Raw genomic sequence first — 22,274 nt, forward strand, 5'->3', positions numbered from 1 at the left:
CATGCCGCATTTCAGCATCGAATACTCCGCCAATCTCGACGCCTTTGTCGTGATGGCCAACGTCTGCGAGGTGGTCCGTAAGGCCGCCAGTGAGACCGGGATCTTTCCGATCGGCGGCATCCGCGTGCGCGCGATCCGCTGCGAGCATTACGCGATCGCCGACGGCAAGCCCGATGCCGCCTTCCTCGCCATGCTGCTGCGGCTCGGCGAAGGCCGCGACCTCCCGGCACGGCAGAAGGCCGGCGAATACGTCTTCAAGGCGCTCTCGGATTACCTCGATCCCGTCTTCGCCAGCAGCAAGTTCGCGCTGTCCTTCGACATGCAGATCAACGACGCCGCGACCAGCTGGAAACGCAACAACATCCACGACGCCCTGAAAGCGAAGGCATCCCATGGATAAGGCCAATCCCAAAACCGACATTTACAAGTCCAACCTCGACCGCGCGGCTCCCCTGCTCGCGAAGCTGAAGCACGAGGGCATCGGCCATTTCATCGACGGCAAGGTGGTGCCGGCCATCTCGGGCGCAACGTTCGAGACCAAGTCTCCGATCGACAACACCGTGCTCGCGACCGTCGCACGCGGCAATGCCGAGGACATCGACCGCGCGGCGACATCGGCCGCACTTGCCTTCAAATCCTGGCGCGACATGGCGCCGGCGATGCGTCGCAAGCTGCTGCATCGCGTGGCCGATGCGATCGAGGATCATGCCGACGACATCGCGGTGCTCGAATGTATCGATACCGGGCAGGCCTATCGCTTCATGGCCAAGGCCGCGATCCGCGCCGCGGAAAACTTCCGCTTCTTCGCCGACAAATGCACCGAGGCCCGCGACGGCCAGAGCACGCCGAGCGACGAGCACTGGAACATTTCGACCCGGGTGCCGATCGGCCCGGTCGGCGTGATCACGCCCTGGAACACGCCGTTCATGCTGTCGACCTGGAAGATCGCCCCCGCACTCGCGGCCGGCTGCACGGTCGTGCACAAGCCGGCGGAATGGTCGCCGATCACGGCGCAATGGCTCGCCAAGCTCGCCAAGGACGCCGGCATTCCCGACGGCGTGCTCAACACCGTCCACGGCTTCGGCGAGGAAGCCGGCAAGGCGCTGACCGAGCATGCCGCGATCAAGGCGATCGGCTTCGTCGGCGAGAGCTCGACCGGCTCGGCGATCATGGCGCAGGGCGCACCGACCTTGAAGCGGGTGCATTTCGAGCTCGGCGGCAAGAACCCGGTGATCGTGTTCGACGATGCCGATCTCGACCGCGCGCTCGACGCCGTCGTGTTCATGATCTACTCGCTCAACGGCGAGCGCTGCACGTCGTCCAGCCGCCTGCTGGTGCAGCAGAGCATCGCCGAGACTTTTGCGGCCAAGCTCGCCGCGCGCGTGCGTGCGCTGAAAGTGGGTCATCCGCTCGATCCCGCCACCGAGATCGGACCGCTGATCCATGAGCGGCACCTCGCGAAGGTCTGCTCTTATGTCGACGTTGCGCGCGAGGATGGCGCGATCATCGCCGTCGGCGGCAAGCGGTTCGACGGCCCGGGCGGCGGCCATTACGTCGAGCCGACGCTGGTGACCGGCGCGCGCCAGACCATGCGCGTGGCGCAGGAAGAAGTGTTCGGGCCGTTCCTCACCGTGATCCCGTTCCGCGACGAGGCCGACGCGATCGCGATCGCCAACGACGTGCAATATGGCCTCACCGGCTATGTCTGGACCGGCGACATGGGCCGCGCGCTGCGCGTCGCCGACGCGCTGGAGGCCGGCATGATCTGGCTGAACTCGGAGAACGTCCGCCACCTGCCGACGCCGTTCGGCGGCATGAAGGCGTCGGGCATCGGCCGCGACGGCGGCGACTATTCGTTCGACTTCTACATGGAGACCAAGCACGTCTCGCTCGCGCGCGGCACCCACAAGATCCAGCGGCTCGGCGTGTAAGGAGAGATGCCCATGACCTCCCCTCGCCTCGCGACCTACTCCGTCAACGGCTCTGTCCGCTATGGACTTGTCACTGACAAAGGTCTTGTCGATCTCTCGGCGCGCTTCGCCAAGGACTATCCGACCTTACGCGAAGTCATCGCGGCGGGCGCCCTGCCGCGGCTGATCGAGACCGCCGCCGGCCTCTCGCCCGATCACGGCCTCGATGCCATCACCTGGCTGCCGCCCATCCCCTCGCCCGAGAAGATCATCTGCATCGGCGTCAACTATCCCGATCGCAACGCCGAATACAAGGATGGCCAGGACGCGCCGAAATATCCGTCGATGTTCATGCGCACGCCGCGCTCCTTCGTCGGCCACGAGACGCCGCTGGTGCGCCCGCGCGCCTCGCTGCAACTGGACTACGAAGGCGAGCTCGTGCTGATCATCGGCAAGGCGGGCCGTCACATTCCCGAGGCCCAGGCGTTGGATCACATCGCGGCGTTGACGCTGTGCAACGAGGGCACCATCCGCGACTGGGTGCGGCATGCCAAGTTCAACGTCACCCAGGGCAAGAACTTCGACTCCACCGGCAGCCTCGGGCCCTGGATCGTGCCCTACACCGACGAAAGCCAGATCGCCGACATCCGGCTGACGACGCACGTCAATGGCGAATTGCGCCAGGACGATCGCACGTCGCGGCTGATGTTCGGCTTCCGCTACCTCATCAACTACATCTCGACCTTCACCACGCTGATGCCCGGTGACGTGATCGTGACGGGCACGCCCACCGGCGCCGGTGCACGGTTCGACCCGCCGCGCTATCTGAAGCCCGGCGACGTCATCGAGATCGAAGCCCAGGGCGTCGGCACCTTGCGCAATGGCGTCGTCGACGAAGCTCTATAAAATCAGCAACGGAATGTCAGCATGACCACCATGACCGGCGGCGAAGCCATCGTCAGCGGGCTTGTCGCCCACGGCGTCGACACCGTGTTCGGCCTTCCTGGGGCGCAGGTCTACGGCCTGTTCGACGCCTTCCACCAGGCGCAGCTCAAGGTCGTCGGCGCCCGCCACGAACAGGCCTGCGGCTACATGGCGTTCGGCTATGCCCGCGCCAGCGGCAGGCCCGGCGTATTCAGCGTCGTTCCCGGACCCGGCGTGCTCAACGCCGGCGCGGCGTTGCTCACCGCCTTCGGCTGCAACGAGCCGGTGCTGTGTCTCACGGGCCAGGTGCCGACGGATTATCTCGGCCGTGGCCGCGGCCATCTGCACGAGATGCCCGACCAGCTCGCCACCTTGCGCACCTTCGTCAAATGGGCGGAGCGCATCGAATATCCCGACAGCGCGCCGACGCTGGTCGCGCGCGCGTTCCAGGAAATGCTGTCGGGGCGACGCGGTCCCACGGCCCTCGAGATGCCGTGGGACGTGTTCACGCAGAAGGCCGAGACGGCCGCTGCCAAGCCGCTGCCGCAGTTCGCGCCGCCGCAGCCCGATCCCGACCGCATCGTCAAGGCCGCCGGACTGATTACCTCTGCGAAAACGCCGATGATCTTCGTCGGCGCCGGCGCGATCGAGGCCCGCGAGGAGATCCTCGAGCTGGCCGAGATGATCGACGCGCCGGTCGTGGCGTTCCGGTCCGGACGCGGCATCGTCTCCAACGCGCATGAGCTCGGGCTCACCATGGCCGCCGCCTACAAGCTCTGGCCGACCACCGACCTGATGATCGGAATCGGCACCCGCATGGAGCTGCCGACCACGTTCCGCTGGCCGTTCAAGCCCGATGGTTTGAAGTCGATCCGCATCGACATCGACCCCGCCGAAATGCGGCGCCTGGTCGTCGATGCCGGCATTGTCGCCGATGCCAAGGCCGGGACGGCCGCGCTCTCGGCGGCCGTCGGCAAGGCGGGCTACCGCAAGACCTCCGGCCGCCGCGCAACCATTCGCGAGGCCAGCGCCGCCACCTTGCAGGAGATCCAGAAGGTGCAGCCGCAGATGGCCTATCTGAACGTGCTGCGCGAGGTGCTGCCGCCGGACGCCATCGTTACCGACGAATTGTCGCAGGTCGGTTTCGCCTCCTGGTACGGCTTTCCGGTGTACGAGCCGCGCACCTTCATCACCTCGGGCTATCAGGGCACGCTCGGCGCGGGCTTCCCGACCGCGCTCGGCGCCAAGGTCGCGCATCCCGACAGACCGGTGGTGGCGATCACAGGCGACGGCGGCTTCATGTTCGCGGTGCAGGAGCTGGCGACGGCCGTGCAGTACAACATCGGCGTGGTCACGCTGGTGTTCAACAACAACGCGTATGGAAATGTCCGGCGCGACCAGCGCGAGCGCTTCGACGGCCGCGTCGTGGCCTCCGACCTCGTCAACCCGGATTTCGTCAAGCTCGCGGAGTCCTTCGGCGTGGCCGCGAGCCGCGTCACGGCGCCGGATCAGTTCAAATCAGCGCTGCAGAAGGCGCTCGCGCATGGCGGGCCCTATTTGATCGACGTCGAAGTGCCCCGGGATTCCGAGGTCTCGCCCTGGGCTTTCATTCATCCGGCAAAACCATAGGCCGATCGCGGTGGACGACTGGGCGGTTGCAGGGTCAGGCAGATGCCTGCCGTCCCTGCAACGCTGCCGCGGCCATCACCAGCAGGCCGGCGCCGGCCACGAACCAGCAGGCGACCGGCGCCCATTGCACCAGGGGCGCGTAGTCGGGCAGCTTCTGCAGGCCGCCGGCGACGGCGGCGATCCGCGCGAAGGTCGCCAGCGCCAGCGCCGAGAACACGAGCCCGGTCACCTTGCCCTCGGCGCCGGTCGTCCCGATCGCGAGCGCCGCGGACATCGCGCTCATCATCATGCAGCCCCAGGCGGCCCCGGCGATGAACTGCGCCACGATCAGCACGGTCAGTGCGCCCGCGAGCTCGGCGATCACGATCGCGAGCGCGCCGAGTAGACCGGCGATTCCCATCACCATGAGCCCGCCGCGATGCTTGACGACCACGCTGGCCGGGAACAGCACAAGGTTGAAGCCGATCCAGAACACCGGCATCAGCCAGGACAAGTCCTCCGGCCTGGCGAAGCGGAGATAGAAAGCCGAGCTGTTGATGCTGAAATGCAGCTGGTAGCCGAGCGCAAGGATTACCATGGCGCCGATGAACAGCAGCGGCAGTCCCCGCAGCGGCTTGGGCTCAGGCTTGGCCACTGCTTGCGCTGCCGGACCGCTATCCTGCGGAATGCGCGAGAGACCGAGCGCCGTCAGCAGCAGCACAGCCGATGAGATGACGAACGGCAGGCGCGGATCGTAGTCGCGCAGGATCACGCCGAGATAGGGCGACACGGCGCCGGCCACGCCGTAGCCGAGCATGACCAGCGCTGCCAGGAACGGAATGGCCGGCCGGGCCGCATGACGCCCGAGCAGCGTCAAGGGCGGCGCGCGCAACACTGACGAGGTCAGCGCCCAGATCGCGATCAGTCCGATAAAGACCGCAGGACCCGCCGACGCTGCCGCGAAAGGCAGCGCCACGAAGGCGGCGCAGGATATCGCAGTCAGCAGGCCGATGAAGAGACCGAATCGCGAGGCGATGGGCCCGAGCCGATCCGCGGCGATTCCCATGGCCGTGTCCGACAGCGTGAAGATCGCCTGGTCCAGCATCAGGATCAGAACGACGGCCGAGGGCGCGATGCCGGCCTGGGCCGCAAGCTTGGGCAGATAGATCACATAGGTCGTCCACAGCAGCGTGAACACCAGCTGCAGCAGCGCAAGGTGGAGTCCGAGCCGCGTCGCCGCCGGCGCCCGCTCGTCCGCAAGTTCGACAGTGCTCATGGCCCCTCTCCCGGAGGGCAGCATAGAGCGGGTGGCGGCCGATGCAAAATGACGAAGAGCACACAGCGGCTGGACTACTGCGCGCGGCGGAACGTCAGGTTGATGCGCCGGCGCCCGAGCCGAGCATGCTCGCCGCCGGCGAGCGGCCCGACGCCGTGAAAGGCGAGCCGCGCCGGGCCGCCCCAGACGACGACGTCGCCATGGGCCAGCCGATAGCGTTGCGTCTTGTCGGAGCGCTTGAGGCCGCCGAACAGGAACGTCGCCGGCAGCCCCAGCGACACCGAGACGATCGGCGCGCCGATGTCGCGCTCGTCGCGGTCCTGATGCAGCGACATCTTGGCGCCGGGCTCGTAGCAATTGATCAGGCAGGCATCGGGCGCGAAGGCGGCAAAGCCTGCCTCATTCGCCGCCTGCTCGGCGAGTTGTCGCAACAGCGGCGGCATCGCCGGCCATGGCCGACCGGTGTCCGGATCACATGCATCATAGCGATAGCCGCTGCGGTCCGTCACCCAGCCGACCGACCCGCAATTCGTCATCGCCACCGACATCTGGTGGCCGCCGGGCGTGATCATCCGGCGGAACGGCGCCTGCGCGGTGATCGCCTCGATCGCGGCCAGAAGTTCCGTCTCATGCGGCTGCGCAAAACCACGCAGCAGCACCGCGCCGGGCGCGAGCGGCTCGCGCGCCGGTCCGGCGATCTCAAATCCATCGAACAGATCCGTCATTTGCTACTTCGCATCGTGAAAGATCACCCCGAGCGTATGCCGCCGACCGGAACGCAGCCGGCTTACGCCATGGCGCATGTTGACGCGGTAGCTGCCGCGGGTGCCCTGGACCGGGCGATTGTGGACCGCGAACACCACGGCGTCGCCCTGCCGGAGCGGCACCACCTCGGCGCGCGACTGCATGCGCGGCCGCTGTTCGGTCAGCACGAACTCGCCGCCGTCGAAATCACGCCCCGGCTCGGATAGGAGAATCGCAACCTGCAGCGGAAACACATGCTCGCCATAGAGATCCTGGTGCAGGCAGTTGTAGTCGCCGTCGACATATTGCAGCAAGAGCGGCGTCGGCCTGACCTGGCCGGCCTGATGACAGCGCGCCAGGAAGTCGTCGTGCTCGGCGGGATAGCGGACGTCGATCCCCATGGTCGCATTCCACCGGTTGGCGATCGCGACGAGATGGGAATAGATCCGCGGCCGCAACTCCGCGATCGGATCCGGCAGCGGATAGCTGAAATATTTGTACTCGCCGCGCCCGAACCCATGCCGCGCCATCACCACGCGGCTGCGGAAATGCCGGTCGTCCGGATAGAGAGAGGCCAGCATGCGGCAGGTGTCGGGCGACACGAGTTGCTTTAACACCGCGGAGCCGCTGACGTCGAGGTCGCGGTCAACCATCGCCCAATCGATCGCATCGACGCCAGTCGCGGCGATGGAATTGAGGTCGGGCACTGCGTGCTTAAGTCTGGCCATGCAATTCATCCCAGCTGTCATTCCGGGGCGGCGCGAAGCGACGAGCCCGGAATCCATACTCACGATCGTGGTTATGGATTCCGCGCCTGCGCGCAAGGGCGCGCATCCCGGAATGACGAGGATGCGACAGAATGATGAGCGACGGCCACCCGTTTCCTGGCGCTCTGCTGTGATCGTGCTGGAACGCCCTGATGAACCGAAATGCTTCGGGTGGAACTAATGATCTGACGATGCAACGTCTCGGCACCCAACGCGTCTTCATCATCCTGCTCGGCAAGTCGATCCTGGCCGTTCTCTCGCTTGCCGTCGTCCTGCTGCTCTACGCCGAAGCCTACGCGATATGGTACGCCGAATATCATCTTGGCGTCCCTACTGAAGCCGAGATCGCAGCGCTTCCTGCCGCCGGCCATCTTTGTCCGCTCGAAGCGGGATCGCCGTACGTCGCGCTGGCAGACATGCCCCTGCTGCTGCGGCAGGCCGTCATCGCGTCGGCTGGCGCCGACTTTCAGACACGGCCCAATCTCGTTCTGCCGGCGACAATGGCGGCCATCATCGACGGCCGACGGCCCGATACGAGGATCACGTTTACGGTCACCCGCCATTGCCTGCAAGCTTTGGCTCCAGACTGTTGTCGCGGCCTGGATTGGCACGTCGGAAACACGGTCTTCATGGGCCGTCTGGAACGAACCCTGTCGCGCGAGCGAATTCTCGATTCCTACCTGAACGACAGCTATCTCGGCCGCAACGCCTATGGTGTCGCAGCGGCGGCGACCGCGCATTTCGGCAAGCCCCTGGCAGACCTCAACATCGACGAGATCGCCCTGCTCCTCGCGCGTTTCCAGATGCCGAGGCCCTCTGAGCGCGACGGCGAGCGGCGCAACTACATGCTCGACAAAATGCTGTCAGCCGGCCTCATCGACGAGGCCCAGGCGACCGCCGCCAGGGCCGCCCCACTCCCCGCCGTCGACACAACGCCGCGCAGTCCCTGACCGCTCGCGTCCGCCTCAGCCCCGCACCACGCCCTCGATGCCCGCCGCGATCTCCAGCAGCTTGCGGTCGTGGCCGCCGGACTGCGCCAGCATCAGGCCGACGGGCACTTCGCCATGGCGGTGCGCCGGGAGCGAGATGGCGCAGCCGTCGATCATGTTGATGAAGGTGCAGTTGCGCAGCGCACGGACGTTCTCGCGGGCGAAGGCCTGGTCGTCGGCGAGATCGGCGATTTTCGGCGGCGCGTTGGCGGTGGTCGGCATCACCAGCGCGTCGTAGGGCGCGATCCGCGCGGCGGCGCGCGTCACCAGCGAGCGGCGGGCGTTGAGCATCTCGATGTAGTCGGGCACGGTGATCGCCTCGCCGCGCATGATGCGCACCGAGACGCGCGGATCGTAGACGTCGCCCTTGGCCGCCAGCAGGAAGCGGTGCCAGGCATAGCTCTCGGCGGCGGCGAAGCCGCCCTTCGCGCCGATGATGCCGACGTCGAGGAACTCCGGGAATTCGATGCGCGCGATCAGCGCGCCCTGCTTCGCCAGGCTTTCCAGCGCGCGTTCGAACGTAGCGGCCACCTCAGCATCGAGCTCGTCCAGCACGATAGTGGTGGGCACCGCGAGCCGCAGGCCCTTCACCGGGCGTGATGCCAGCGGCCGGATCGGCTCGTCGGCCAGCACGGAATCGAGCACGGCGCAGCACGCCACGGTGTTGGCGAGCGGGCCGAAGCTGTCGAGCGTGGTCGACAGCGGCACGCCGCCGTCGAGCGGCACGCGGGCCTGCGTCGGCTTGTAGCCGACGATGCCGTTGAACGCCGCCGGAATGCGGCAGGAGCCGCCGGTGTCGGTGCCGAGCGCACCATAGGCCATGCGATCGATGACGGAGACGGCGGCGCCCGACGACGAGCCGCCGGGCACGTAGCCGATTTCGCGCTTCCAGGCGCTCTTCGGCGTGCCGTAATGCGGGTTGATGCCGATGCCGGAATAGGCGAACTCGGTCATGTTGGTGCGGCCGATCACGACGAAGCCGGCCCGGCGCAGCCGCGCCACCACGGGCGCGTCGGCTTCGGCCGGCGCCGAATCCTCCAGCGCCCGCGAGCCGGCGCGGGTGACCTGGCCCTTGATGTCGAACAGATCCTTGATCGACACCGGAATGCCGGCGAAGGGCGACGGCGCGGCATTGGCCTTGCGCAGCGCGTCCATGCCATCAGCGGCAGCGAGCGCCGCCTCCTTGTCGACATGGATGAAGGCGCGCTCCCCCTCACCCGCAGGATCGGCAATGCGGGCGAGGCACCCCTCCACCAGCTTGCGCGCGGTGGTGCGGCCGGCGGCGAGATCGTCGGCCAGCGCGGCCAGGGTCGGAATTGAAACGGTCATGGCATCCTATCGCATGTCTGCGGCATCGGCCGCGATGTCCAGATCGAGCAGCGCGGAACTCAGCGACTTGCCGTGCGCATCCAGCGCGAGCGAACGGGTGACCCCGCCGCCGAGCGCCCGGCTCATCACGAAGTTCAGCGCCGCAATGTTGGGCAGCTCATAGCGGACCACCTCGCCCTGGACAATGCCGGCGAAGTGCGCCTTCACCCGCTCCGCCGTGACTTGTGCGAGCAGCAGCGGGTAATCCTTGGGGTCGTAGGCGATGACCGAGATGTTCGAGGTGTCACCCTTGTCGCCGGTCCTGGAATGGGCGATGTCACGCAGCTTCATCTCGGCTCCGATCCTACTCTCCGCATCAAAGACCAATTTTCATCAGGCGGCAATTGCCGTCCAAACACCTCTGCGCCCCCCGGAGGGCCGCATGCGCGGCGTGATGGACCGTTGACGCGTCTGCGTCAAATGGCGCATCACGGATGCAAAGGAGCGGGCGACGGAGCCCGCCGCAGGGAGGATCAACCCGGATGGCCGAGCCGATGCGCGCACGTCCCAAACCGACGCCGGAGACGCAGCATTTCTGGGACGGCACCCGGGCCGGTGAGTTGCGGCTGCAGCGCTGCGACGCCTGCTCCCACGTCTACTTCCCGCCGCGCCCGTTCTGTCCGGCCTGCGCCAGCCGCAAGGTCAGCGTCTTCAAGGCCACGGGCAAAGGCACGCTCTACAGCTACGTCATCAACCATCGTCCCCCTGCACCTGGCTTCACGCCGCCTTACGCCATTGCCGTCGTGGCGCTCGAAGAGGGCCCGCGCATGATGAGCAACATCACGGGCTGCCCGCAGACACCGGAGGCGTTGGAGCTCGACATGGCCCTCGAAGTCACATTCGAGACATTGGACGAGCAGATCACCCTGCCCCTGTTCCGGCCGGCGAAAGGATAACGCCATGCGTCGAAACCAGGTTGCCGTGGTCGGCGCGGCCGAGACCACCGAGCTCGGTGTTATCCCGACGATGTCGCAAATCCAGCTGCATGCGGACGCGGCACTGAATGCGATCGCCGATGCCGGGCTGAAGCTGTCGGACATCGACGGCTTCGCCACCGCCGTCGAGACGCCGCAGCAGATCTGCCATTACCTCGGCATCACACCGACCTGGGTCGATGGCACCTCGGTCGGCGGCTGCTCCTTCATGCTGCATGTCCGCCACGCCGCGGCTGCGATCGAAGCCGGCCTGTGCAAGACCGTGCTGATCACCCATGCCGAGAGCGGCAAATCGATGATCGGCAAGCTGCCGCGCTCGATCCCGCCGGACAGCCTGCAGGGCCAGTTCGAGGCGCCGTTCGGCGTCTACGGCCCGCCCAGCATGTTCCCGATCCCCGTGCTGCGCTACATGAAGACCTACGGCATCACCCATGAGCAGTTGGCGATGGTTGCGGTCGTACAGCGCGAATGGGCGGCAAAGAATCCGCGCGCGATGATGAAGGACCCGATCACCGTCGACGACGTCCTGAACTCGCGCATGATCGCCTACCCGTTCCGCCTGCTGCAGTGCTGCCTCGTCACCGATGGCGGCGGCGCGCTGATCCTGACCTCGGCCGATCGAGCCAAGGATTTTCCGCAGAAGCCAGTCTATATTCTCGGCACCGGCGAAAGCGTGGAGACGCCGATGGTCAGCCAGATGGAGACGTTCAATTCGTCGCGTGCCTTCAAGGTCGCGGGCCCCCTCGCCTTCAAGGAGGCCGGCATCGGCCATGCCGACGTCGATCATCTCATGATCTACGACGCGTTCGCGCATCTGCCGCTGTTCGGTCTCGGCGATCTCGGCTTCATGCCGCATGAGGAGACCGGGCCGTTCATCGCCGCCGGACACACGCGGCCAGGCGGCAAGCTGCCGCTCAACACCAATGGCGGCGGCCTGTCCTACATGCATTCGGGCATGTACGGCATGTATGCGCTGCAGGAGAGCGTGCGCCAGATGCGGGGCATCGCGCCGGCGCAGGTGCCGGGAGCCAAGATCTCGGTGTGTCACGGCGTCGGCGGCATGTTCGCCGCATCGGGCACGATCATCTTCACGAACGAGAGATAGCAGCCTCCGTCATTCCGGGGCGCGCGGCACGTGCGAACCCGGAATCTCGAGATTCCGGGTCTGGTGCTTCGCACCATCCCGGAATGACGGAGCAAAACAGGAGAAGACTCATGACCAAATCGCTCCAGGACAAAGTCGTCATCGTCACCGGCGCCGGCCGCGGCATCGGCCGCGAGATCGCGCTGCTGTGCGCCGCCGAAGGCGCCAAGGTCGTCGTCAACGATCCCGGCGTCGCCTCCGACGGCTCGGGCACCAGCGCCGCGCCGGCGGAGGAAGTGGTCGAGGAGATCAGGAAGCGCGGCGGCACGGCGGTGGCGAATTTCGAGAGCGTGTCCGAAGCGATCCCGGCCAGCAAGATCGTGAAGGCCGCGACCGACCACTTCGGCAAGCTCGACGGCGTGGTCAACAATGCCGGCATCCTGCGCGACATGATCTTCCACAAGATGAGCATCGAGGCGTTCGAAGCCGTCATCAAGGTCCACCTGATGGGCTCGTTCTACGTCGCGCACTCCGCCGCGCGGCTGTTCCGCGAGCAGGAGAGCGGCTCCTTCGTCCACTTCACCTCGACCTCGGGGCTGATCGGCAATTATGGCCAGGCCAACTACGCCGCGGCGAAGCTCGGCATCGTCGGCCTGTCGAAGTCGATCGCGCTCGACATGGGCCGCTTCAACGTGCGTTCCAATTGCGTCTCGCCGTTTGCCTGGAGCCGCATGATCGGCACCATCCCGGCGGAGACCGAGGCCGAGAAGGAGCGCGTCGAGCGCATGAAGCGGATGGGGCCCGAGAAGATCGCGCCCGTCGTCGCCTATCTGCTCGGCGATGCCTCGAAGGACGTCACCGGCCAGATCTTCGCCGTTCGCATGAACGAGATCTTCCTGATGAGCCAGTCGCGCCCGCTGCGCTCGGTGCACCGCGGCGAGGGCTGGACGCCGCAGACCATCGCCGAGCACGGCATGCCCGCGCTGAAGCCGTCGTTCTACAAGCTCGATCGCTCGGCCGACGTGTTCGGCTGGGATCCGATCTGAGATTGCGGCGCGGAAAAACTCCGCCTGCAGCGCACACTATCTCAAGTTGTTTTTTGTTAAGACAACCCGCTGAAAGCCACGATTTCGTCGTATGGTCGCCTTCCTACAAAAAAACTTGGAGGAAACCCCATGACGAACTCAGCACACGACAGCTCGCAGGATCAGCTGGCCGGAGCCCGCGGCTTCGACCGGCGCCGGCTGCTGAAGGGAGCCGCGGCGTTCGCGGCTGCCGCAGCAACGGCGACGTCCGCATCGGCTGCAACAGTCACGCCGTTTGGCCAGACGGGCGCACCGACGCTCGCGACGGATCCGCTGCCGCTCGGTCCCTTGCCGGGCAGCCGCTATCCGGACTCGCATCTGGAATCCGCGAAGAAGCCCAAGCTGTCGTTCGGGCCGGCGGAATTCCCTGCCTTCGCAGGCACGATGGCGGTCGAGCGTGTCGCGACGGGAATGCGCTGGGCCGAAGGTCCGGTCTACTTTCCCGCCGGCCGCTACGTGCTGTTCAGCGACATCCCCAACAATCGCATCATGCGCTTCTCCGAGGACGATGGTCACCTCAGCGTCTACCGCCAGCCGTCGATGAATTCGAACGGCAACACCATCGATCGCGAGGGACGGCTGATCACCTGCGAGCACAGCGGCCGGCGCGTCACGCGCACAGAGCTGGACGGCTCCATCACGATCATCGCCGACCGCTACAACGGCAAGCTCTTGAACTCGCCGAATGACGCGGTGGTCGCATCCGACGGGGCGATATGGTTCACCGATCCGGTCTACGGCATCGGTGGTTTCTATGAGGGCCTCAAGGCGCAGCCCGAGCAGGACAAGCACAATGTCTATCGGGTCGATCCGAAATCGGGAGAGGTGAAGGTTGTGGTCGACGACTTCGTCGAACCCAACGGGCTGGCCTTCTCGCCCGACGAGAAGAAACTCTACATCATCGACACCGGCTTCACCGACGGGCCGGACAATCCCGCACACATCCGCGTATTCGACGTCGATCACGCGGCCGGCAAGCTGGCCAACAGCAAGGTGTTCGCCGAAATGCCGAAGCCAAGCATCTCCGACGGTGTCCGATGCGACCGCGACGGACGGGTCTGGTGCTCCGTGGGTTGGGGTGATCCGAACGAGGACGGCGTGCGCTGCTATGCCCCGGACGGAACGTTGCTGGGCAAGATTCATATACCTGAAACGGTCGCCAACCTTTGCTTCGGCGGCCAGCAGCGCAATCGACTCTACATCTGCGGCTCAACATCGCTCTATGCGGTGTATACGAGTGCACAAGGCGCTCTGAAGCCCTGATCCGCAGACAGCTGATGTGTCGGGCTGGCGAGGAGCTCATTGTCCTCGCCAGTCCGCGTTCGTCGCGTCAGCCCGTATTCCTCAACCCCGCCGAGATGCCGTTGATCGTCAGTTGAATCCCGCGCAGCACCTGCTCGTCCGGGTTCTGCGCGCGGTGCTCCTTCAACAACTCGACCTGCACGTGGTTGAGCGGATCGAGATAGGGAAAGCGGTTGCGCACCGAGCGCTCGAGCAGCGGGTTGCCCTGCAACAGACGCTCCTGCCCGGTGATGTCGAGCAAGGTCTCGATCACCAGATTCCATTCACGGCGGATGCGGCCGAAGATCTTTTCCCGCAGGGCCTCGTCGGGGACCAGCTCCGCATAGCGCGAGGCGATCGCGATCGAGCTCTTGGCGAGCACCATGTCCATGTTCGACAACAGCATGCGGAAGAACGGCCATTCCCGGTAGAGCTCGCGCAGGAACGGCATGCCCTGCTCCGGATTCTCCGCGATCCAGGTCTCGACCGCGCTGCCGAAGCCGTACCAGCCCGGCAGCATCAACCGGCACTGCGCCCAGGAGAACACCCAGGGGATGGCGCGCAGATCCTCGATCGCGCGGGTCTTCTTGCGCGAGGCTGGGCGGCTGCCGATGTTCAAGGTCGCGATCTCGTTGATGACGGTCGAGGCCCAGAAATAGTCGACGAAGCCGTCGGTCTCGTAGACCAGGCCGCGATAGGCCTTGAACGCGAGCTCCGAGAGCCGGTCCATCGCGGTGAGATATTCGCGCTTTGGCGCCGGCTGGCGCGGATGCAGCAGGCTGGCCTCGAGCGTCGCCGCGGCGAGGATCTCCAGATTGTTGCGGCCGACCTCGGCATTGGAATATTTGCTGGAGATGATCTCGCCCTGCTCGGTGATCCGGATCTGGCCGTTCACGGCGCCCCCGGGCTGCGCGATGATGGCATCGTAGCTCGGGCCGCCGCCGCGGCCGACCGAGCCGCCGCGGCCATGGAACAGCCTGAGCCGGATGCCATGGCGTTCGAAGATGTCGACCAGGCCGATCTCGGCCTTGTAGAGCTCCCAGCCCGAGGTGACGAAGCCGCCATCCTTGTTGCTGTCGGAATAGCCGAGCATGACCTCCTGCACGGCGCCGCGGCTGTCGACCAGGCGGCGGTAATCGTGCAGCGCCAGCATCCGGTCCATGATGCCGCTGGAGGCCTGCAAATCCTCGATGGTCTCGAACAGCGGCACGATATTGACGGCGCAGCGGCCCGATGGATCGATCAGGCCGACCTCCTTGAGCAGCAATGCCACCTCGAGCATGTCCGACATGCCCTTGCACATCGAGATGATGCACTGGGGAATCACATCGGCGCCGAACGTCGCGTGCGCCTCGGCGGCGGCGCGGAACAGCGCGAGCTCGCCGACGGTCTCGTCGCTGTACTTCACGAACTGCGAGACCAGTGGCCTGGCATTGCGCAGCTCGCTGACCAGCAGGCCGACGCGGGCATCCTCGCTGAGCGCCATGTAGGACATGCCGGGCATCGCGGTGTCGATCAGCTCGGCGACGGTGCGCTCGTGCACCGCCGAGTTCTGGCGGATGTCGAGCCGGGCCAGATGGAAGCCGAAACAGTCGACCGCGCGCCGGAGCATGCGCAGCCGGCCGCGCGCAATGACCTCGGCATTGTTGGCGATCAGCGAGCGATGCAGCACGTCGAGATCGTCCTGCAACTCTTTGACGCTGTCGTAAGGCGCGACCGCCGCCACCGGCAGGCGGCTGATCTGGATGCCGAGCTTCTTCGCGGTGGCCGCCAGCCGCGCATAGATGCCGGACACCGCGAGACGATACGGCTCACCACGACGATGCGGCGACGTGTCCGGCGAGCGCTCGGCCAGCGCGCGCAGCTCCTCGGAGACATCGGCGAGATGCGCCGCAATGGACAGCTCGCTGCCGAGCAGATGCAGCTCCTCCAGATAGTAATGCAGCGCCAGGCTGGATTGCAGCTTGAGCGTTCCGCGCATGACCTCGGCGGTCACGAACGGATTGCCGTCGCGGTCGCCGCCGATCCAGCTCCCCATCCGCAGGAACGAGGCGAGATCGCCCGCCACCTCCGCGCCGTCGTTGAGCCGATCTTCCAGCGTGCACAGCAGCCGCGGCACCTCGCGCAGGAAGGTGTAGTCGTAGAACGACAGACCGTTGGTGACCTCGTCGAGCACCGTCAGCTTGGTCCGGCGCAGCAGGTTGGTCTGCCACAAGGTCAGCACGGCGCGGCGCAGCGCCTCGTCATTGGCCGCGCGCTCATCCGGCGTCAATTGCATCCGCTCGCGGCGGTCGAGCAGCATCGCGATCTCCATCTCGCGATCCATCGTGCTCTTGCGCCGCACCTCGGTGGGGTGCGCGGTCAGGACCGGGCTGACCAACGCGGTGGAGAAGAACTTGCGCAGCTCCGCCGCCTCGAAGCCGGCCGACTTGGCGTGGGCGAGCGTCGCCGCCAGCATGCCATTGCCGCCGTTGGCGTCGCTCTTGGCGCGCATGCGGCGAATGTTGTTCTGGTCCTCGGCGATGTTGGCGAGATGGGAGAAATAGCTGAAGGCGCGGACGATGCGGACGGTCTCCGCGGTCGACATGCCGTCGAGGATCTGCTCCAGCTCGCGCCGCGCCTGGCGGTCCTCGTCGCGATGGAAGCGCACCGAGGTCTGGCGTATCAGCTCGACGAGGTCGAAGACGTCGGCGCCCTCCTGGTCGCGAACGGTGTCGCCGAGGATGCGGCCGAGCAGCCGGATGTCGTCCCGAAGCCGCGCATCCTCCTCCATGGCCTGCGCCTCGGCGGCGCGGTTGGGACGGATTTCCTCTGGTATGGCTTGCGGCGACATGGATGCGCTCTCCAGCAGCTGCCCATTTACGGGTCAGTCTGCCGTATCCGCATTGCAGCGCAAGATCAAGAAAGAGGCGTCGCCTGCCCTATTCCAAGCTATCGTTCCTCCCCTCGGTCAGATTTGCCTTCCGGCTCGCTCCCAATACGGATCGCGCAGCCGCCGCTTGAAGATCTTGCCGGAATCCTCGCGCGGCAATTTATCCTGGATTTCGATGTGCCTGGGCACCTTATAGTCGGCCAGCGAGGCCTTCAGCCGCGCCTTGATAGCGCCGACATCCAGCACGACGCCGGGCTGCGGTTCGACAACGGCCATCAGCGCCTCGCCGAACTCCGTGTCGGGGATGCCGAACACAGCGCAATCGTGCACGCCCGGCACGGCATGCAGCACCGCCTCGATCTCGGCCGGATAGATGTTGACCCCGCCGGAGATCACCATGTCGCGCTTGCGGTCGCACAGGAACACATAGCCATCGGGGTCCATGTAGCCGACATCACCCGAGGTGATGAAGCCGTCGCGGTCGATCTCGGCGCGCTTCTCCGGCTTGTTGTGATAGGTGAAATCCGGGTTGCCCGCGATGCGCGAATAGATCTCGCCGATCTCGCCCTGCGGCAGGATGCGCCCGTCCTCACCGAGGAAGCGCAACTCGGCGCCCGGCGAGACCTTGCCGACGGTGCCGGGCTTCTTCAGCGCGTCCTCGGAGCTCGCGAAGGTGACTGCGCCCGATTCGGTCGAGCCGTAGAATTCGTAGATGACCGGCCCCCACCATTCGATCATCGCGCGCTTGACGTCGGCCGGGCACGGCGCCGCGGCGTGGATGATGTGACGCAGCGACGACATGCCGTAGCGGCTGCGTACCTCCTCGGGCAGCTTCATCAGGCGGATGAACATGGTCGGCACCATGAAGATGGTGTCGATCCGCTCCGCCTGGATGATACGGAGAAACTCCTCCGGCTCGAACCGCGGCATCAGCACCAGCGCGCCACCGAGCCGTCCGGCACGCAGGCCGAAGGCGTTCGGCGCGGAATGATACAGCGGTCCGGGCAGCAGCGCGCGCGAGCCCGGCTTGAGTCCATAGATCAGCGCCCGCATCCGTTCGGCCGAGGCCGCCTGCTCCACCGTCGGCGCATTGCGCCGGACGCCCTTGGGATGACCAGTCGTGCCGGAGGTGTAGATCATGTTCTGCGGCTGCGGCACCTGCGGTCCTTCGTAAGGACCCTGTTGCATGAGCCAGCTTTCCAGGTCGGTCGCGAACTCCGGTGTTGCGAGCAGATCCGCGCCGATCTTGTAGTTGGACAGGATCTCCGGCGGCGTCGGGACGCTGAGCACGGTGATGCCGGAGGGAATCATGCCGCGAAGCTGATGCAGCAGATCGGCGTGACCGATCAGCACCCGCGTCGCGGAGTCCTTGAGGATGTAATCGATCTCCTCCGGCTTGAAGTGCCAGTTCACCGGCACACCATAGGCGCCCAGTCGCATCGCGCCGTAGGCGGCCTCGATGAAGGCGATGTCGTTGCGCATGAGCATGCAGACGCAGTCGCCCTGGCGCACGCCGAGCTGCGCGAGACCGCTCGCGATCCGCGCGGCGCGGTCGGCGACGTCAGCGTGGCTGCGCCGGCGTTCGCCGGAGATGATGCCGCAAAACAGGGAGGACGTTTCCATTGTTATTGCCTTGTCCGATCTGGCGTCGGTTCGAGTTTCCGCCGTCATTCCGGGGCGATGCGCAGCATCGAACCCGGAATCTGGAAATTGTTTGGCTCAGCTCCTTCGGGGCTGCCCGCAAGGAGGAGGCTAATCTACAAACTTGGGCGCACGCTTTTCGATGTTCGCCCGCACCGACTCCAGCTGGTTCGGGCTACCGATCAGCTTCTGCTGCTCGACCGATTCCGCGAGCAGCGCCGGGCCCGGATCGACCGAGAGGTTGTTCAGCATGCGCTTGGCGGCGCGGATCGCATCCGGATTCTTGCCGGCGATCTCACGCGCCGTCTCCAGCGCGGCCGCGCGCGGATCGGCGCAGATGCGCGTGACGAGGCCGTAAGCCTGCCCCTCTTCCGGCGAAAACACGCGGCCGGTATAGGTCAGCTCGCGCAGGATGTCGTCGCGCATCAGGGTCGCCAGGATCGGCGTGCCCGCCATGTCCGGCACCAGACCCCATTTGATCTCCATGATCGACATCTTGGTGTCCGGTGCGACGTAGCGCATGTCGGCGCCGAGCGCGAGCTGGAAGCCGCCGCCATAGGCCACGCCATGCACTGCAGCAATCACCGGCACCGGCAACTGCCGCCAGCCCCACACCGCCTGCTGGGCGAAGTTCGCCTTGCCGTGGGTGCGAACGGTGAGGTCGCGCTTCTCGCCGCCGGGTATGCCGTTGCCGCCGGAGTCCTTCATCGCCGCGAAACGGCCCATGTCGAGTCCGGCGCAAAAGGCGCGGCCCTCGCCAGACAGCACCACGGCGCGCAGCCCCTTTTCCTTCGCCAGCCGCTCGGTGGCCGCCACCAGCGCCTCGAACATCTCCATGTCCAGCGCATTCATCTTGTCGGCACGGACCAGGCGAACGTCGGCGACGCCGTCCTTGATCTCGATCGCGATGCGGTTGTCCATCGAGCGGTCTCCTCACGAATGTCTTTGTGACTTTACAGAAGGCTGTCGGAGCGATTTAGTCAATCGACCAATTAACTCACAACATGTCAGGCGGAAACTCCCATGTTCAAGGACAATCTCCTCGAAGGTCGGCGCATTCTGGTGACCGGCGGCGGCACCGGCCTTGGCAAAGCGATGGCCGCACGCTTCCTGCAGCTTGGCGCCGAAGTGCATATTTGCGGCCGGCGGAAAATCGTCTGCGACGAGACCGCGACCGAACTGATGGACCTCTATGGCGGGCGCGTAACCAGCCACGGCGTCGACATCCGCAATGCGATGGCGGTCGAGGAAATGATCGAGGCGATCTTCCAGGAAGGCGGCCTCACCGATCTCATCAACAACGCCGCCGGCAATTTCATTTCCCGCACCGAGGAATTGAGCCCGCGCGGTTTCGACGCGGTTGCCAACATCGTGATGCACGGCACGTTCTATGTGACGCATGCCGTCGGCAAGCGCTGGATCGCAGCGAAGCAGCCGGGCAACATCGTGTCGATCACGGTCACCTGGGTGCGCAACGGCTCGCCCTATGTGGTGCCCTCGGCAATGAGCAAGTCGGCGATCCACGCCATGACGATGTCGCTCGCGACCGAATGGGGCCGCTACGGCATCCGCCTCAACACCATCGCACCCGGCGAGATCCCGACCGAAGGCATGAGCAAGCGCATCAAGCCTGGCGACGAGGCCGGCGCGCGGACCAAGGCGATGAACCCGATGGGCCGGGTCGGTACCATGGAGGAGTTGCAGAACCTCGCGGTGTTCCTGATCTCCGGCGGCTGCAACTGGATCAACGGCGAGACCATCGCGATGGACGGCGCCCAGGCGCTGGCGATGGGCGGCAACTTCTATCAGCTGCGCGACTGGAGCGACGACGACTGGACCAAGGCCAAGGAGTCGATCAAGGCGCAGAACGAAAAGGACCGCGCGACGCGCACGAGCTGATGGCCCAATCGCCCGGTTGATCGGCGACGTGCTCTCTGTAGACTGATCGAGAGATGCTTGCTCCGGCGCAATCCGGGGCGAGGACCACGACAAGACATCGAACAAAGAAAAAGACGTAATCGGAGGGGAAACATGTCCGTCTCGACGGCAACGTCGACGCTCGTCGACGTCGTGCGCGACAGAGCGCAAACGCTGGGCTCCGCCACCGCATATGAGTTCGAAGGCCGCGTCACCAGCTTCGCCGAATTCGACCGCAAGACCAACCAGGTCGCCAACGCGCTGAAGGCGCTCGGCATCAAACAGCACGAGCGGATCGCCTATTTCGGCAAGAACAGCGACATCTATTTCGAGCTGCTGGTCGGCGCCATGAAGGCCAACGTCGTGATGGCGCCGGTGAACTGGCGCCTCGCCGGTCCCGAGGTCGCCTTCATCGTCGAGGACTGCAAGGCGCCTGCCCTGTTCGTCGGTCCCGAGTTCATCACGATGATCCGCAACATCCGCGGCCAGATTCCGAGCGTGCGGCACATCATCACGACCGAAGGCGGCGCGCCGGAATGGCAGGACTACACGGCCTGGCGCGACGCGCAGAGTGCCGACGATCCTGGCGTAGCGATCACGCCGCGGGACATCGCGCTGCAGCTCTACACGTCCGGCACCACCGGCAAGCCGAAAGGCGCGATGCTGTCGCACGCGAACTTCCTCAACCTGGTGAATACCGGCAATCCCGAGGAGAAACCGGACTGGAACAAATGGTCGACCGACGACGTCTCGCTGATCGCGATGCCGATCTTCCACATCGGCGGCTCCGGCTGGGGCCTGATGAGCCTCTACCACGGCGCCCGTGGCGTCATCGCGCGCGAGTTCGATCCCACGAAGATCCTCGACTTCTTCGAGCAGTCCGGCATCACCAAGCTGTTCATGGTGCCCGCCGCGATGCAGTTCGTGGTGCGGCAGCCGCGCGCGCGGCAGGTCGATTTCTCGCGGCTCAAATACATGCTCTACGGCGCCTCGCCGATCCCCGCGGCGCTGCTGAAGGAATGCATCGAGGTGTTCAAATGCGGCTTCGTGCAGATGTATGGCATGACCGAGACCACGGGCACCATCATCGCGCTGCCGCCCCAGGATCACGTCGAAGGGCTGGAGCGGATGCGCTCGGCCGGCAAGCCGCTGCCGGGCGTCGAAGTCGCGATCATCGATCCCTTGGGCAATCCGCTGCCGCCGCGGCAGGTCGGCGAAATCGCCACCCGCTCCGGCTCCAACATGACCGGCTACTGGAACCTGCCGGAGGCGACCGCACGCACGCTTGGCAGGGACGGCTGGCTGCGCACCGGTGATGCCGGCTACATGGACGAGGACGGCTACGTCTACATCCACGACCGCATCAAGGACATGATCATCTCCGGCGGCGAGAACATCTATCCGGCCGAGGTCGAGAGCGCGATCTGCGACCACCCCGATGTCGCCGAGGCCGCCGTGATCGGCATTCCCGACGACAAATGGGGCGAGGCCGTCAAAGCCATTGTGGTGATGAAGCCGGGCAAACGCGCCACCGAGACGGACATCATCAATTTCACCCGCACCCGCATCGCCGGCTTCAAGACGCCGAAGAGCGTCGATTTCCTCGATGCCCTGCCGCGCAATCCCTCCGGCAAGATCCTGCGGCGGAATCTGCGCGACCCATATTGGGCGGGCAAGGACCGGCAGGTGAATTGACAACCGGCGGTGTTCTCGTTGCGACAGCCTGGATCGCGTCGTTGGCGCTCGCGATGACGTGGAGAGAGCGCGCACTCTCTCCACACCGTCATTGCGAGGCGCCCTTGCGCCGAAGCAATCCAGGGGCCAAGTGACAGGTCTGGATTGCCGTGCTGACGCTCGCGATGCCGCCACGCGA

Annotated in this window: 19 protein-coding genes; 11 read left to right on the plus strand and 8 right to left on the minus strand. The window is 65.8% G+C overall.

Annotated elements, in window-relative coordinates; translation table 11 throughout:
• Position 1 precedes the first annotated feature (1 nt).
• The 4 genes from ACQR1D_RS27985 to ACQR1D_RS28000 are packed head-to-tail and all read left to right on the plus strand — an operon-like array spanning position 2 to position 4,463.
• Positions 2-400: a 5-carboxymethyl-2-hydroxymuconate Delta-isomerase gene (locus ACQR1D_RS27985; protein WP_315801284.1), complete on the plus strand. Its 399-nt coding sequence runs from the start codon at positions 2-4 to the stop codon at positions 398-400.
• A complete protein-coding gene (gene hpaE / locus ACQR1D_RS27990) occupies positions 393-1,931 on the plus strand; it encodes a 5-carboxymethyl-2-hydroxymuconate semialdehyde dehydrogenase (protein WP_434894203.1) in 1,539 nt (512 codons plus the stop codon). Before ACQR1D_RS27985 ends, hpaE begins: the two co-directional genes overlap by 8 nt.
• 12 nt (positions 1,932-1,943) lie before the next feature.
• Positions 1,944-2,816, plus strand: coding sequence for a fumarylacetoacetate hydrolase family protein (locus tag ACQR1D_RS27995; RefSeq protein WP_434882587.1), 873 nt, complete (start codon positions 1,944-1,946; stop codon positions 2,814-2,816).
• Positions 2,817-2,837: 21 nt separating this feature from the next.
• Positions 2,838-4,463: a thiamine pyrophosphate-dependent enzyme gene (locus ACQR1D_RS28000; RefSeq protein ID WP_434882588.1), complete on the plus strand. Its 1,626-nt coding sequence runs from the start codon at positions 2,838-2,840 to the stop codon at positions 4,461-4,463.
• Between the two features lie 34 nt (positions 4,464-4,497).
• Here ACQR1D_RS28000 and ACQR1D_RS28005 read toward each other — a convergent pair whose 3' ends face one another.
• From ACQR1D_RS28005 to ACQR1D_RS28015, 3 genes are all read right to left on the minus strand, one after another.
• Positions 4,498-5,718 (minus strand): MFS transporter, encoded by a 1,221-nt coding sequence (locus ACQR1D_RS28005; RefSeq protein WP_434840187.1) that lies wholly within the window; start codon positions 5,716-5,718, stop codon positions 4,498-4,500.
• Between the two features lie 74 nt (positions 5,719-5,792).
• Positions 5,793-6,443 (minus strand): DNA oxidative demethylase AlkB, encoded by a 651-nt coding sequence (gene alkB / locus ACQR1D_RS28010; RefSeq protein ID WP_316183347.1) that lies wholly within the window; start codon positions 6,441-6,443, stop codon positions 5,793-5,795.
• Positions 6,444-6,446: 3 nt separating this feature from the next.
• A complete protein-coding gene (locus ACQR1D_RS28015) occupies positions 6,447-7,190 on the minus strand; it encodes a 2OG-Fe(II) oxygenase (protein ID WP_434840186.1) in 744 nt (247 codons plus the stop codon).
• A 230-nt stretch (positions 7,191-7,420) separates the two neighbouring features.
• Here ACQR1D_RS28015 and ACQR1D_RS28020 point away from each other — a divergent pair, with 230 nt between their 5' ends.
• Positions 7,421-8,179 (plus strand): transglycosylase domain-containing protein, encoded by a 759-nt coding sequence (locus tag ACQR1D_RS28020; protein ID WP_316183345.1) that lies wholly within the window; start codon positions 7,421-7,423, stop codon positions 8,177-8,179.
• Positions 8,180-8,194: 15 nt separating this feature from the next.
• On the opposite strand, the gene ACQR1D_RS28025 is transcribed toward ACQR1D_RS28020, so the two are convergent.
• Both ACQR1D_RS28025 and ACQR1D_RS28030 read right to left on the minus strand, forming a co-directional pair.
• Positions 8,195-9,547: an amidase gene (locus ACQR1D_RS28025; RefSeq protein WP_434840185.1), complete on the minus strand. Its 1,353-nt coding sequence runs from the start codon at positions 9,545-9,547 to the stop codon at positions 8,195-8,197.
• A gap of 6 nt (positions 9,548-9,553) precedes the next feature.
• Positions 9,554-9,877: an AtuA-related protein gene (locus ACQR1D_RS28030; protein WP_316183343.1), complete on the minus strand. Its 324-nt coding sequence runs from the start codon at positions 9,875-9,877 to the stop codon at positions 9,554-9,556.
• 191 nt (positions 9,878-10,068) lie between these two features.
• On the opposite strand from ACQR1D_RS28030, the gene ACQR1D_RS28035 reads away from it, so the two are divergent.
• The 4 genes from ACQR1D_RS28035 to ACQR1D_RS28050 all read left to right on the plus strand — a co-directional run bounded on the left by ACQR1D_RS28035 (position 10,069) and on the right by ACQR1D_RS28050 (position 13,953).
• Positions 10,069-10,482, plus strand: a complete 414-nt coding sequence (locus tag ACQR1D_RS28035; protein WP_434840184.1) for a Zn-ribbon domain-containing OB-fold protein — start codon at positions 10,069-10,071, stop codon at positions 10,480-10,482.
• A 4-nt stretch (positions 10,483-10,486) separates the two neighbouring features.
• Positions 10,487-11,626, plus strand: coding sequence for a thiolase C-terminal domain-containing protein (locus ACQR1D_RS28040; RefSeq protein ID WP_434840183.1), 1,140 nt, complete (start codon positions 10,487-10,489; stop codon positions 11,624-11,626).
• A 110-nt stretch (positions 11,627-11,736) separates the two neighbouring features.
• On the plus strand, positions 11,737-12,651 hold the full coding sequence (locus tag ACQR1D_RS28045; RefSeq protein ID WP_315801296.1) for an SDR family oxidoreductase: 915 nt from the start codon (positions 11,737-11,739) through the stop codon (positions 12,649-12,651).
• Between the two features lie 129 nt (positions 12,652-12,780).
• Positions 12,781-13,953, plus strand: a complete 1,173-nt coding sequence (locus ACQR1D_RS28050) for an SMP-30/gluconolactonase/LRE family protein (protein ID WP_434840182.1) — start codon at positions 12,781-12,783, stop codon at positions 13,951-13,953.
• Positions 13,954-14,020: 67 nt separating this feature from the next.
• On the opposite strand, the gene ppc is transcribed toward ACQR1D_RS28050, so the two are convergent.
• From ppc to ACQR1D_RS28065, 3 genes are all read right to left on the minus strand, one after another.
• Positions 14,021-16,804, minus strand: coding sequence for a phosphoenolpyruvate carboxylase (gene ppc / locus ACQR1D_RS28055; RefSeq protein WP_434840181.1), 2,784 nt, complete (start codon positions 16,802-16,804; stop codon positions 14,021-14,023).
• A 117-nt stretch (positions 16,805-16,921) separates the two neighbouring features.
• A complete protein-coding gene (locus ACQR1D_RS28060) occupies positions 16,922-18,466 on the minus strand; it encodes an acyl-CoA synthetase (protein ID WP_434840180.1) in 1,545 nt (514 codons plus the stop codon).
• Between the two features lie 129 nt (positions 18,467-18,595).
• The gene (locus ACQR1D_RS28065) at positions 18,596-19,405 is read right to left on the minus strand and encodes a crotonase/enoyl-CoA hydratase family protein (RefSeq protein WP_316183338.1); all 810 of its coding nucleotides are present in this window, start codon (positions 19,403-19,405) and stop codon (positions 18,596-18,598) included.
• Between the two features lie 102 nt (positions 19,406-19,507).
• Here ACQR1D_RS28065 and ACQR1D_RS28070 point away from each other — a divergent pair, with 102 nt between their 5' ends.
• A complete protein-coding gene (locus ACQR1D_RS28070) occupies positions 19,508-20,383 on the plus strand; it encodes an SDR family oxidoreductase (RefSeq protein WP_434840179.1) in 876 nt (291 codons plus the stop codon).
• A 132-nt stretch (positions 20,384-20,515) separates the two neighbouring features.
• Positions 20,516-22,096: a fatty acid--CoA ligase gene (locus tag ACQR1D_RS28075; protein WP_434840178.1), complete on the plus strand. Its 1,581-nt coding sequence runs from the start codon at positions 20,516-20,518 to the stop codon at positions 22,094-22,096.
• Positions 22,097-22,274: the final 178 nt, after the last annotated feature.

Source organism: Bradyrhizobium sp. HKCCYLRH2047 (assembly GCF_051168175.1).
Taxonomy (GTDB): Bacteria; Pseudomonadota; Alphaproteobacteria; order Rhizobiales; family Xanthobacteraceae; genus Bradyrhizobium.